Origin of the sequence: Sphingobium sp. B11D3A (genome assembly GCF_025961695.1) — a bacterium.
Lineage (GTDB): Bacteria > Pseudomonadota > Alphaproteobacteria > Sphingomonadales > Sphingomonadaceae > Sphingobium.
The window spans coordinates 1,831,848-1,844,442 of sequence record NZ_JAOQOE010000001.1 but is presented as its reverse complement, the minus strand read 5'-3'; the positions used below and the strand labels follow the sequence as shown (position 1 = coordinate 1,844,442).

Annotated in this window: 11 protein-coding genes; 8 read left to right on the top strand and 3 right to left on the bottom strand. The window is 64.9% G+C overall.

Annotated features, from left to right (window positions below):
* The first annotated feature begins 116 nt into the window (after window positions 1–116).
* On the top strand, window positions 117–848 hold the full coding sequence (locus M2332_RS08750; RefSeq protein ID WP_264573758.1) for a hypothetical protein: 732 nt from the start codon (window positions 117–119) through the stop codon (window positions 846–848).
* Between the two features lie 144 nt (window positions 849–992).
* The gene (locus M2332_RS08745; protein WP_264573757.1) at window positions 993–1,724 is read left to right on the top strand and encodes a hypothetical protein; all 732 of its coding nucleotides are present in this window, start codon (window positions 993–995) and stop codon (window positions 1,722–1,724) included.
* 27 nt (window positions 1,725–1,751) lie between these two features.
* Here M2332_RS08745 and M2332_RS08740 read toward each other — a convergent pair whose 3' ends face one another.
* From M2332_RS08740 to M2332_RS08730, 3 genes are all read right to left on the bottom strand, one after another.
* The gene (locus M2332_RS08740; RefSeq protein ID WP_264573756.1) at window positions 1,752–3,053 is read right to left on the bottom strand and encodes an MFS transporter; all 1,302 of its coding nucleotides are present in this window, start codon (window positions 3,051–3,053) and stop codon (window positions 1,752–1,754) included.
* Between the two features lie 112 nt (window positions 3,054–3,165).
* Window positions 3,166–3,531 (bottom strand): hypothetical protein, encoded by a 366-nt coding sequence (locus M2332_RS08735; RefSeq protein WP_264573755.1) that lies wholly within the window; start codon window positions 3,529–3,531, stop codon window positions 3,166–3,168.
* Window positions 3,532–3,620: 89 nt separating this feature from the next.
* A complete protein-coding gene (locus M2332_RS08730) occupies window positions 3,621–4,451 on the bottom strand; it encodes an alpha/beta hydrolase (RefSeq protein WP_264574932.1) in 831 nt (276 codons plus the stop codon).
* 368 nt (window positions 4,452–4,819) lie between these two features.
* Between M2332_RS08730 and M2332_RS08725 the strand changes: the two genes are divergently transcribed.
* From M2332_RS08725 to M2332_RS08700, 6 genes are all read left to right on the top strand, one after another.
* Window positions 4,820–6,109 carry an adenylosuccinate synthase gene (locus tag M2332_RS08725; protein ID WP_264573754.1) on the top strand — a complete coding sequence of 430 codons (1,290 nt, stop codon included), beginning with the start codon at window positions 4,820–4,822 and terminating at the stop codon, window positions 6,107–6,109.
* Between the two features lie 304 nt (window positions 6,110–6,413).
* The gene (gene hisG / locus M2332_RS08720) at window positions 6,414–7,076 is read left to right on the top strand and encodes an ATP phosphoribosyltransferase (RefSeq protein ID WP_264573753.1); all 663 of its coding nucleotides are present in this window, start codon (window positions 6,414–6,416) and stop codon (window positions 7,074–7,076) included.
* On the top strand, window positions 7,066–8,361 hold the full coding sequence (gene hisD, locus M2332_RS08715; RefSeq protein WP_264573752.1) for a histidinol dehydrogenase: 1,296 nt from the start codon (window positions 7,066–7,068) through the stop codon (window positions 8,359–8,361). Before hisG ends, hisD begins: the two co-directional genes overlap by 11 nt.
* A 210-nt stretch (window positions 8,362–8,571) precedes the next feature.
* Window positions 8,572–9,021, top strand: coding sequence for a transcription antitermination factor NusB (gene nusB / locus M2332_RS08710; protein WP_264571892.1), 450 nt, complete (start codon window positions 8,572–8,574; stop codon window positions 9,019–9,021).
* Between the two features lies 1 nt (window position 9,022).
* Entirely contained in the window at window positions 9,023–9,943 is a 921-nt protein-coding gene (thiL, locus tag M2332_RS08705; RefSeq protein ID WP_264573751.1) for a thiamine-phosphate kinase, read from the top strand.
* 497 nt (window positions 9,944–10,440) lie between these two features.
* Window positions 10,441–12,552, top strand: coding sequence for a sodium-translocating pyrophosphatase (locus M2332_RS08700; RefSeq protein WP_264573750.1), 2,112 nt, complete (start codon window positions 10,441–10,443; stop codon window positions 12,550–12,552).
* The last annotated feature ends 43 nt before the right edge of the window (window positions 12,553–12,595 follow it).

Here is a 12,595-nt window from a genome sequence, read left to right as displayed (position 1 = left end):
ACGTCAACTCCCATGGCTTAGAGGTGAGTGGCGGCTTGCGGAGTGCGTCCATGGCAATTTTGAAGAGGATCAAGGGTCGGGCGAATCGGATCGCAAGGAACCTTTCGGGTCGGTTGGTGGATGTTTTCCACGATCGGGCGATCGATCCCAAAATCGCCCGTTTTCGGGCTTCCGAGCACTTCCAGTCCATGCCGAGCTTGCGGGTTCTCGTGGTCGGCGTTCAATCGAACCGCTCGCCGCAATCGCTTGGCGAAATCTATAGCCGGATGCAAAGCGACCGCCACCGCATCACCTTCGACAGCAAGGGCGTCGATAATCTCGGCAAGCTGGACAACACCAACGTCCTCCTAGCGCGGCATGACCTTAGCGAATTCGACTGGGTGGTGATGACCGATGACGATATCGAACTGCCTGACCAGTTCATGGATACCTTCCTCGCGCTTGCTGAATATGCCGAACTCAAGATCTGCGGCCCCGCCCAGCGCGGATATTCTTACTGGAGTCGCGAGATCATGCGGCGTCGCAAGGGCGTGCTGGTGCGCGAGACGAACTTTGCGGAGGTCGGTCCGCTGGTCGCCTTCCGCCGCGAAGTGTTCGACATCGTCTTTCCCTTCCCCTCGCTGAAATATGGTTGGGGCGTCAACACCGTCTGGCCGGTGCTTGCGGAGAAGGAAGGCTGGAAGACCGGGGTCGTCGACGGGACGGCGCTCCGGCACACCAAGCCCATCGGCGCGACCTATGATTTCCGCGATGCGGCGCGCGAGGCGGAAGAGTATATGAACCGCTTCGGCATCGTCACCGGCGTGCATGTGCTGCATACCTACCGGACATTTTACGAGGCGGGCTGACGATCCTGTGCGCTTTGCCGTGAATAAAACGTCAACTCCCATGTCGTAGGGCGAGTGACGGTTTGCGGGAGTGCGTTCATGGCAATTTTGAAAAGGATCAAGGGTCGGGCGAGTCGAACCGCGAGGAATCTCTCAGGCCGGGTGGTGGACGTTTTCCACGATCGCGCCATCGATCCCAAAATTGCCCGCTTTCGGGCTTCCCAGCACTTCCAGTCGATGCCGAGCTTGCGGGTTCTCGTGGTTGGCGTTCAGTCGAACCGCTCGCCGCAATCGCTGGGCGAAATCTATGCTCGGATGCAGAGCGAGCGACACCGCATCACCTTTGACAGCAAGGGCGTCGATAATCTCGGCAAGCTGGACAATACCAATGTCCTCCTAGCGCGGCATGACCTTAGCGAATTCGACTGGGTGGTGATGACCGACGATGATGTCGAGCTGCCCGACCAGTTCATGGACACCTTCCTTACGCTCGCCGAATATGCCGAGCTGAAGATCTGTGGCCCCGCGCAACGCGCCTACTCTTATTGGGGCTGGGACATCATGCGGCGGCGCAAGGGCGCGCTGGTGCGCGAGACGAACTTTACGGAGGTCGGCCCTTTGGTCGCCTTTCGCCGGGAAGTGTTCGACATCGTCTTTCCCTTTCCCTCGCTGAAATATGGCTGGGGGTTGGACCCGGTATGGCCGGTGCTTGCGGAGAAGAAAGGCTGGAAGACCGGGGTTGTCGACGGCACGGCGCTCCGACACACCAAGCCCATCGGCGCGACCTATGATTTCCGCGAGGCGGCGCGCGAGGCGGAAGAGTATATGAACCGCTTCGGCATCGTCACCGGCGTGCATGTGCTGCATACCTACCGGACATTCTACGAGGCGGGCTGACGATCTGGCCGGCACGCCCGTGGGCGGTTAGTTGATCACCGGGATGAGGTCGTCCTCATTGGAGGCGGGCGTGTCAGCCACTTCACCGATGCGCAGCATGGCGAAGATGATGCAGCTCAGCACTGTCATCGCGATCAGGATGCCCATCAGCCATGCAAGGCCGCTCGCGCCGTAGATCCACGCATAAAGGCTGGCGCCCAGCGCGACCGGCAGGTTGGACAGCGAATTATAGATGGTGAACTGGGTGGCGCCGACCCGCTTGTCGGACAGGCGCATCCGCAGCGGGTTGGAACTGATCGACGTCAGAATGTCCGTCGCCTCGCGCCCGATGGAGAGCAACACGAAGACGGTGCCGATCATCGCGACCTCGGGCGAGAGCAGGAAGACCAGCGACATGACCGCATAGCCGGCATAGGTGATGACGGTCGCGCGGCGCGGCCCGATCTTCCCGACGAGGAGGGAGCCGACGCCCATGCAGGAGATCGACACCAACAGGCCGACCGTGGCGACCATCCCCGAATAGCTGCTGGTGCTGAAATTCGCCTGTGTGGTCGCGAAGACCGGCCAGAAGGCAGTGAATGCCCCGCCCACCGCGCGGCCGAGCACGCTGGCGGCGAGCAGCACCAGACTGTCGCGCTTGATCATCGAGCGGAAGGTGATGGCGAGGATGCGCAGCCAGGGCAGGCCGTGGGCGCTCAGCGCCTCGGCCGAGGCCCGGCCTTTTGTCCATGGCAGCAGCTTCTCGCCCGGCCGCTCGCGCAGCACCAGAGCGAGCAGCAGGAAGCCGGCATTGAAGGGCAGGAAGGCGGCAAAGGCGATCGCGGCGCCATAATGCTGGAGCAGATAGCCCCCCATCGCGCCACCAATGGCCATGCCCAGCGCCTGTCCGCCGAACATGAAGGCGCTGGCCGTTCCCTGTTCCTCATCCGGAAGGATATCGACCGCGAGGCCATCGACCGCCACGTCCTGAATGGCACCGCCGGAGAAGATCAGCACGCCGAGCACGGTGATGAGGCCGAGATCCTGCGGCCCCGGTGCGGCAATCGCGGCGACGGTGAGGCCGATCAGGATGACAGCCTGCGATCCGATCAGCCAGGCCCGCCGCCGCCCCATCGGCAGATAGGCATAACGATCCATCAGCGCCGCACCGATGAATTTGAAGCTCCATGGCAGATAGGCGGTCGCCACCAGCGAGGCGATGGCGGCAGGCGGCATCTGGTTGGAGGCAAGCCAGGCTGCCACCGCGGTCAGGAAAAGCCCGAGCGGAAGCCCCTGCGCCACATAGAAGGTCATCATGCTGCCGATGCGCAGCCGCTTGCTCTCGCTCAATATCAGGCTGATGACGCGTCCCCTGCGGCTTGATTGTCCGGCCGCTCAGGATGCTAGAGACTCATCGGCAAAGTGCAATGGCCTGGCTGACGATCCTGCCGGGAGGGCGCGGTCAGCGCGTGGGGCGCGACATGACCTGCGCATTGCCGTCCGGCTGGACCATGATGAGATGAGCATCGCCCTGATCGCACTGGGCGCGCCAGGTGGGCACGCCGCCTTCCGGCTCGAGCCGCTCGACCTTCGTGACGTCGCGGCAGGAAATATCGGCATCGCGAATGGCGCGCAGGAAGACCGCCTGCTGCTGCGTTTCGGAGAGATTTTCGATGGCCGCGACATGGTCGATCGCGTTGGCGGCGTTGTCCATCGCATTGCTGGCCAGCGCGGCATTGTTGGCTGCGCCTGCGCTATTCTCTTGGCTGGCGCCGCCGCCGCAGGCAGCGAGCGAGAGCGTGGCCAGGCCGATCAGGAAAACACGCATGGGTCTATCTCCGGGGCGTTCTTGCTGGGGCGGGCATGATAGGCCGGCGCGACCGCGATTGCGACCCTTATCGCCGGCTTATGCCGCGCTCAGCGCGCGAAGAGCGCCTTGAGCCACTTGTCGAGCACCGGCGTGGCGGGATAATCCGGGTCGCCCAGCTGGCGATTGATTTCCATGTGGCCCTGCAGGCCTTTGCCCTCGAACCGGTCGATCTGCACCGGCGTTCCGGCCTTGCGCAGAGCCTCGGCCAGAGCGCGGGCCTGCGCGGTGCCATCCTCGCGGTCGATATGGAAGATGAGGAAGGCCGGCGCATTGGGCGCAGCGGCGTGCAGCGTCGGAGAGAGAGCCCGCTGCCGGGCCGGATCGTTGCCGAAGGCCTCTGTGTAGGTCTTGCCCATGATGCGCGGTCCGGACTTCATTTGGGCCGGCACGTCATATGCGGCGCCATCCAGCGCCACGATGCCGGCGGCGGCATCTGGTGCCAGACCGGCCTCGCGCAGATAGCGCGGGTCCGTGCCTACCAAAGCAACGAGATGCGCGCCCGCGCTATGCCCCATCAGCACGATCCGCCGGGGGTCGATGTTCAGCTTGTCCGCGTGGGCGATGACATAGGCGAGGGCGCTGGCCGCATCCGCCGCTTGCTGCTCGACCGTCGCCTGCGGCACCAGCCGGTAGTCGATGGAGGCGAGCGCATAGCCCTGCGCCGTCAGATGCGCGACCTTGCGCTGGCCGGTGGCATTGGTCTTGTTGCCATGCTGCCATCCGCCGCCATGCACGAAGAGGACGAGTGGCACCGGCTCGGACCTCTGCCCGACAGCGGGCCAGAAGGCGAGGGTCTGCGCCGGGTCGCCCCCATAGGCCATTTCGCGCCCGTCCACCGTCTTGTCGGCAGCGATATCCTGCTGCATCCGCCCGGCCATGCGCTCGCGGATGCGATCGCGCAGGCTTGCATCGGCGGGCAGGCTGGTGACGCCGACCGTGGCCGCGATTGCGGCGATGAGCGTGACGCGAGGTAAATGGAAGCGAATCATGAGCCTGACTTTCAAAAACGCCAGGCCTTTTGATCGGGAACTCTGCCTTACAATGCGATGAACGGATGTCTGCTGCTGGTGAATGGTCCCATCTCCTGACATGCCTGCTCGCCGCACCTGCCTTGACGGAAGGTCCATCGAGCGGCTAACGGGCGCCCCGGACCGGGTGCGATGGCGCGCCCGCTTTGATCCAGTCCGACCACCGAGTCCTGTCGAAGGGTGGTCGCGATCCGCCTGGCAGGCGGAGACGTGTATCCATGGCAAATGTAACCGTGATCGGCGCCCAGTGGGGCGATGAAGGCAAAGGCAAGATTGTCGATTGGCTGGCCAGCCGCGCCGATTGCGTCGTGCGCTTCCAGGGCGGTCACAATGCCGGGCACACGCTCGTCGTCGGCGAGCAGGTCTACAAGATCAGCCTCGTGCCTTCGGGCATCGTCACGGGTACGCTCTCCATCATCGGCAATGGCGTGGTGCTCGATCCCTGGGCGCTCAAGGCAGAGATCGAGAAGCTGCAGGGTCAGGGCGTGCATGTGACGCGCGACAATTTCGCCGTCGCCGACAATTGCCCGCTCATCCTGCCGATCCACCGCGATCTTGACGGCCTGCGCGAGACGGCCGCCGGCAAGGGCAAGATCGGCACCACGGGCCGTGGCATTGGTCCGGCTTATGAGGACAAGGTCGGTCGCCGTGCGATCCGGGTCTGCGATCTCGCTCATCTTGATTCGCTGGAGCCGCAGCTCGATCGGCTGTCCGCCCACCATGACGCGTTGCGCGCCGGCTTTGGCGAGCCGCCCATCGACCGGGCCAAGCTGATCGCCGATCTGCGCGAGATCGCGCCGTTCGTGCTGCAGTTCGCCGAGCCGGTGTGGAAGCGGCTGCGCGATGTGCGCAAGGGCGGCAAGCGCATTCTGTTCGAGGGCGCGCAGGGCGTGCTGCTCGACGTGGACCACGGCACCTACCCGTTCGTCACCAGTTCCAACACGGTGAGCGGTACGGTCGCCTCGGGCTCCGGCATGGGGCCGAGTGCGGCTGGCTTCGTGCTCGGCATCGTGAAGGCCTACACCACCCGCGTCGGCTCCGGGCCGTTCCCCACCGAGCTGGTGGACGAGACCGGCGAGCGCCTCGGCCAGCGCGGCCATGAATTTGGCACCGTCACGGCCCGCAAGCGCCGCTGCGGCTGGTTCGACGCGGTGCTGGTCCGCCAGACCTGCGCGCTTTCGGGCGTCACGGGCATTGCCCTCACCAAGATCGACGTGCTCGACGGGTTCGAGACGATCAAGATCTGCACCGGCTACCGGCTGAATGGCGAAATCATCGATTATCTGCCCGCGCACGCGGCCGATCAGGCCGCCGTCGAGCCGGTGTATGAAGAGATGGACGGCTGGGAAGGCACCACCGTCGGCGCCCGCTCCTGGGCGGACCTGCCGGCGCAGGCCATCAAATATATCCGCCGCATCGAAGAGCTGATCGAATGCCCGGTCGCCAGCGTCTCAACCTCGCCACAGCGTGAGGACACGATCCTGGTGCGCGATCCGTTCGAGGATTGAGGACAGGCGGGGCGCGCGTTGGCGCGCCAGCATGCTTTCGCAAGGAAAAAGGCGGATCGACGCCGAACGGAGCTTCCTGTCCGGCATCGGTCCGCTTTCGCGGTCTTCGGGTCAGAAGAGCAAATAGAGCAGGATGATGATGGGAATCGGGATCCCGATCAGCCACAGCAAGATGCCTTTACCCATGTCATCAGTCTCCTTCTTGTCTCCTTGACCAATGCCTCGCGCGCCAATCCGTTGCCTTGATGGGCGAATGCGGCCCGCAATTGCAGTTTCGCGCGTGAGGGCCTAAAGCGCGCCGGCTATGAGCCGCTCCATCACATTCGCCATTCCCAAGGGACGCATTCTCGAAGAGGCCCTGCCGCTGCTGGCGCGCACGGGCATCGAGCCCGAGGCAGAGTTCCATAAGAAGGAAAGCCGGGCGCTGCGGTTCGCGACCAATGTCGAGGGCCTGTCCATCATCCGCGTGCGCGCGTTCGATGTCGCGACCTTTGTTGCGCATGGTGCGGCGCAGGTCGGTATTGTGGGATCGGATGTGATCGCCGAGTTCGGCTATTCCGAGCTGTATGCGCCAGTCGACCTCGATATCGGCCATTGCCGCCTGTCCATCGCCGAGCCGGCCGATGCCGTGCCCGAGGTGCTGGGCGCGGCCAGCCATGTCCGCGTCGCGACCAAATATCCGCATCTCACCCGCGCGCATTATGAGGCGCTGGGCATCCAGGCCGAGTGCGTGAAGTTGAATGGCGCGATGGAACTGGCGCCCTCGCTCGGGCTGGCGCGGCGGATCGTCGATCTCGTCTCGTCCGGCGCGACGCTGAAGGCCAATGGCCTCGCTGAAACCGCAAAGATCATGGACATTTCCGCGCGGCTGATCGTCAACCGCGCCGCGATGAAGATGCGCGCTGCCGAGCTGGTGCCGATGGTCGAGCGCTTCCGCGCTGCCGTGGAGGCCAGCCGTGCCGCTTGAGCTGGATGCCCGCGACGCCGCGTTCGCCGTGCAGTTCGACGCGCTGGTCAACGCCCGGCGCGAGGCGGATGAGGATGTCGCACAGGCTGTGCGCGATATCGTCCGGCGCGTGCGAGGCGAGGGCGACGCAGCGCTGGCCGACCTGACCGCGCGGTTCGACCGCTTCGATCTCGATGCGCAGGGCTGGTCGATCAGTGCCGAGCAATGCGCGCAGGCCTATGCGCAGATCGATGCGCCGCTGCGCGATGCGCTCAACCTCGCGGCCGAGCGGATCGCCACCTATCACGCGAAGCAGAAGCCGGAAGATGCCGGCTGGACCGACGAGGCCGGCGTGCGGCTCGGCGCGCGGTGGAACGCTGTGGAGGCGGCGGGCATTTATGTGCCGGGCGGGCTGGCGGCCTATCCCAGCTCGCTGCTGATGAATGCGATCCCGGCCAAGGTCGCTGGTGTCGAGCGCATCGTGATGATGTCGCCCACGCCGGGCGGGCAACTCAATCCGGCGGTGCTGGCAGCGGCGCACATCGCCGGCGTCAGCGAAATCTGGCGGGTTGGCGGCGCTCAGGCCGTGGCGGCGCTGGCCTATGGCACGGAGCGGATCAAGCCGGTGGACGTCGTCGTCGGGCCTGGCAATGCCTGGGTCGCGGAAGCCAAGAGGCAGGTTTACGGCGTGGTCGGCATCGACATGGTGGCGGGGCCGAGCGAGATCGTGGTCGTCGCGGACGGCAAGAATGATCCCGAATGGATCGCCGCCGATCTGCTCAGCCAGTCCGAGCATGACGAGACCAGCCAGTCGATCCTGCTCACGGATGATGCGGCCTTTGCAAAAGCCGTGGCCGCGTCGGTCGAGGACTGGCTCAATCGGCTCGAGACCGGCGCTCGCGCGCGGGTGAGCTGGACCAACAATGGCGCGATCATCCTGGTGCCGAACCTTGAGGCCGCGCTGCCGCTGGTCGACCGGCTGGCGCCCGAGCATCTCGAACTGGCCGTGGACGATCCGCAGCCGCTGTTCGACAAGGTGCGCCACGCGGGATCGGTGTTCATGGGCCGGATGACGCCGGAGGCAATCGGCGATTATGTCGCCGGGCCGAACCATGTGCTGCCGACCGGGCGGCGCGCGCGCTTCTCCTCCGGCCTCTCCGTGCTGGATTTCATGAAGCGCACGAGCTTCCTCCAACTCGACGCGCGCGCCATTGGCACCATCGGCCCTGCGGCGCTGGCGCTGGCGCAGGCGGAAGGGCTGCCGGCCCACGCGGCCAGCGTGGCGGTGCGGCTGAATAAGGATTAAATATAGACCGTTCGCCCTGAGCCTGTCGAAGGGCCGTATTTTCTTCGATCTTGTTCGGAAAGAACGACAGCCCCCTTCGACTGCTGCAAGCAGTCGCTCAGGACAGCCCTTTGACAAGCTCAGGGCGAACGGAATTAGAGTTTCCAGGTGACGGTTGGTAGTTGGGAAATCCCGTATCCATCGCGCGCCCGAACCGATATGAAGGACGCAATGAAGCCAACGAAATCAAAGTCCCGCTCTGCGGCGCGGCTGGCGGCCGTGCAGGCGCTCTATCAGCAGGAGATGGAAAGCACGCCTCTGCCGCTGCTCCTCCACGAGTTCCATCAGCACCGCCTCGGCGCAACCATCGAGGACGTGACCTATCACCCGGCCGAACAGGCCTTCTTCGATGATGTGGTGAAGGGCGTGGACGCGCGCCGCGACGAGATCGACCAGCATATCATCGATCGGCTGGCCAAGGGCTGGTCGATGGAGCGCCTCGACAAGCCAATGCGGCAGATCCTGCGCGCCGGCACCTATGAGCTGCTTGCCCGCGCCGATGTGCCGACGGCGAGCGTCATCAGCGAATATGTCGATGTCGCCCACGCCTTCTACGACAAGCGCGAGGCCGGCTTCGTCAACGGCCTGCTCGACGGCATCGCCAAGAGCGTGCGCAGCTAAGATGAGCGCGGAGGCGGACCTTCTCCGCCGTCTGCGCGCCATGGCGAGCGACCCCGCGGCGCGCGGCCTGATGGACGATGTCGCGGTGATGCCCACCATGGGGCAGCAACTCGTCATCACCAGCGACACGATGGTCGAAGGCGTGCATTTCCGCGCCGACGATCCACCCGAGACCGTCGGCTGGAAGCTGGCGGCGGTCAACCTCTCCGATCTCGCCTCCAAGGGCGCCGTGCCTGTTGCCTGCCTGCTAAACTATGGACTGACGGGTCAGCCCGGCTGGGACGAGACGTTTCTGGACGGGCTGGGGCGGGCGCTGCGCAGCTTCGGAATGCACCTCATCGGCGGCGATACCGTAAAGCTGCCGGCGGGCGCGCCGCGCGTGCTTAGCCTGACCGCCATGGGCGAGGTGCCCGCACATGAACAGGTGCCGGCGCGCACCGGCGCACGACCGGGCGACCGCTTGTTCGTTTCCGGCCCGATCGGCGATGCAGGGGCTGGGCTCGCTTTGCTCGATGAGGGGTTGAAGGAGCCGGCGGAACTGATCCGTGCCTATCGCGTGCCCACGCCGCATATCACGCTCGGGCAGACACTCTCGTCGCAGGCGCATGCGATGATGGACGTCTCCGACGGGTTGCTGATCGACGCGCAGCGCATGGCGCTGGCCAGCGATTGCGCGGTAGAGATCAATCAGGTGCCGCTGTCGGATGCCTATGTGTCGCTGCGCGGGAACGGCATCGAGGCGCGGCTGGCTGCTGCGACGGCCGGCGATGATTATGTGCTGCTCGTTGCCTTGCCCGGCACGCTGGCGCCGCCGCGCGGACTGCTGGAGGTCGGGCGGTTCAAGCATGGCGAGGGGCTGACGGTGCGGCTGGATGGCAAGGCAGTGCCGTTGCCGGCGCGGCTGGGTTACGAGCACGGCTAGGGATCGACGGTCGCTCTTGCCTCCGTTCGTGCTGAGTAGGCTCTGAGTAGCGCCGTGGCGCGTATCGAGGCGCCGTATCGAAGCATCGCGCCGCCAGCGGTCCTTCGATACGCCATTTCGACAGGCTCAATGGTTACTCAGGACGAACGGATTAGGGGAGTGCGGCCGTTGGGCTGATCGCAAGGCCGGCGACCTGTTCGTGAGCTGTTACGGCCTTATTCCTGGCCCCGTTCGTGTCGAGGCCTTCGACTGCCCGCAGGGCGCGCGCTCAGGATAAACTTCAGCCGTAAGCTGAAGTCGAGACACCCCGCCCAGTAAGCGGGGCTTGCGGCATCTCGACTTCGCTCGATGCGAACGGGGGTAAGGTGAGTGAGGGTCGCCTCCCAATCGTCCCCTCCGTTTAACCGCTTGACGGCACGGGAGAGCGGTTTACCTTCCGCTCCAAAGCCGAACATGGGCGGTCAACGCCCGGGCACCGTCACAGGGGAGAACGCGATATGACCTCGGTCTTGATCGCCATTGGTTGCGGCCTGCTTGCCGTGATCTATGGTCTGGTGACCAGTCGCCAGGTGCTGAGCGCGCCGGCCGGTAGTGCCAGGATGCAGGAAATTGCGGGTGCCATTCAGGAAGGCGCCAAAGCCTATCTCGGGCGACAATATACCACCATCGCTATCGTCGGCGTCATCGTCGCCATCATTCTCTTCTTCACGCTCGGTCTGCTCTCCACCGTCTCATTCCTGATCGGTGCGGTGCTCTCGGGCGTCGCCGGCTATGTCGGCATGAACATTTCCGTGCGAGCCAATGTCCGCACCGCGCAGGCCGCGAGCGAATCCCTGCAGGGCGGGCTGACGCTGGCCTTCCGGTCCGGCGCGGTTACCGGCATGCTCGTGGCGGGCCTCGGCCTGCTCTCCATCGCCGGGACGTTCTGGTATCTGACCGGGCCGGGCGGCCTCGCGCCCAATGATCGCTCGATCATCGCAGCGCTGACGGCGCTGGCCTTCGGTGCCTCGCTCATCTCCATCTTCGCGCGGCTGGGCGGCGGCATCTTCACCAAGGCGGCCGATGTGGGCGCCGATCTCGTCGGCAAGGTCGAGGCCGGCATTCCCGAGGACGATCCGCGCAATCCGGCGGTCATTGCGGACAATGTCGGCGACAATGTCGGCGACTGCGCCGGCATGGCCGCCGATCTGTTCGAGACCTATGTGGTGACGCTCGGCCTCACCATGGTCTCCATCGCGCTGCTGGTCGATGCGCCGTCTGCGCAACTCATGGCGCTGATGTCACTGCCGCTGGTCGTCGGCGGCATCTGCATCATCACCTCGATCATCGGCACCTATTTCGTGCGGCTGGGCAAGTCGCAGAACATCATGGGCGCGCTCTACAAGGGCTTCTGGGTGACGGCGGGCCTCTCGGTGCTCGGCATCTATTATGTCACCAACCGCGTGCTGGGCGACATGGATATGGCGATCGGCGCGGGGCTGGATGGCACCGGTGGCTATACCGGCATGGCGCTGTTCTGGTGCATGTTGATCGGCCTGATCGTCACCGGCCTGCTGGTGTGGATCACGGAATATTACACCGGCACCAACTATCGCCCGGTCAAGTCCATCGCCAAGGCGAGCGTCACGGGCCATGGCACCAATGTGATCCAGGGTCTGGCGATCAGCCTGGAATCGACGGCGCTGCCGACGTTGGTCATCACCATCGCGGTGATCGCAACCTACCAGATCGCCGGGATCATCGGCGTGGCCTTCGCGGCTACCTCGCTGTTGGCACTGGCCGGCATGGTCGTCGCGCTCGATGCTTATGGTCCGGTGACCGACAATGCCGGCGGCATCGCGGAAATGGCGGGCTTGCCCGATGATGTGCGCCACCGCACCGATGCGCTCGATGCCGTGGGTAACACCACCAAGGCGGTGACCAAGGGCTATGCCATCGGTTCGGCGGCGCTGGCCGCACTGGTGCTGTTCGGGGCGTACACGGCGGATCTGGAAATCTACTTCCCGGACATCGCGGTCGATTTCTCCCTGAGCAATCCCTACGTCATCGTGGGTCTGCTGCTGGGGGCGTTGCTGCCCTATCTGTTCGGCGCATTCGGCATGACTGCCGTGGGTCGGGCAGCGGGCGCGGTGGTCGAGGATGTGCGTGAGCAGTTCCGCAGCGATTCGGGCATCATGGCGGGCACGTCCCGACCCAATTATGCCCGCACCGTAGACATCGTGACCAAGGCGGCGATCAAGGAAATGATCATTCCCTCGCTCCTGCCGGTGCTGACGCCCATCGCGGTCTATTTCATCATCACCGCCGTGGCGGGGCAGGCGCAGGGCTTCGCGGCGCTGGGCGCGCTGCTGCTTGGCGTGATCGTTTCTGGGCTGTTCGTCGCTATCTCGATGACGAGTGGCGGCGGCGCCTGGGACAATGCCAAGAAATATATCGAGGATGGCCATCATGGCGGCAAGGGCTCCGAGGCCCACAAGGCGGCTGTCACCGGCGACACGGTGGGCGATCCCTACAAGGATACGGCCGGCCCGGCGGTCAACCCGATGATCAAGATCACCAATATCGTGGCGCTGCTTCTGCTCGCCGCGCTGGCGCACGGGGCGATGTAAAGATCCCGGCGCACAATCCCGGAAACGGGAGAGGAGGAAAGCC

What these genes read in the sequence shown, in the direction of transcription:
- M2332_RS08735 (WP_264573755.1), bottom strand. Translation starts at nt 3,531, where the DNA reads ATGCGTGTTTTCCTGATCGGCCTGGCCACGCTCTCGCTCGCTGCCTGC.
- M2332_RS08730 (WP_264574932.1), bottom strand. Translation starts at nt 4,451, where the DNA reads ATGGCCGGGCGGATGCAGCAGGATATCGCTGCCGACAAGACGGTGGAC.
- M2332_RS08725 (WP_264573754.1), top strand. Translation starts at nt 4,820, where the DNA reads ATGGCAAATGTAACCGTGATCGGCGCCCAGTGGGGCGATGAAGGCAAA.
- hisG (WP_264573753.1), top strand. Translation starts at nt 6,414, where the DNA reads ATGAGCCGCTCCATCACATTCGCCATTCCCAAGGGACGCATTCTCGAA.
- nusB (WP_264571892.1), top strand. Translation starts at nt 8,572, where the DNA reads ATGAAGCCAACGAAATCAAAGTCCCGCTCTGCGGCGCGGCTGGCGGCC.
- thiL (WP_264573751.1), top strand. Translation starts at nt 9,023, where the DNA reads ATGAGCGCGGAGGCGGACCTTCTCCGCCGTCTGCGCGCCATGGCGAGC.
- M2332_RS08700 (WP_264573750.1), top strand. Translation starts at nt 10,441, where the DNA reads ATGACCTCGGTCTTGATCGCCATTGGTTGCGGCCTGCTTGCCGTGATC.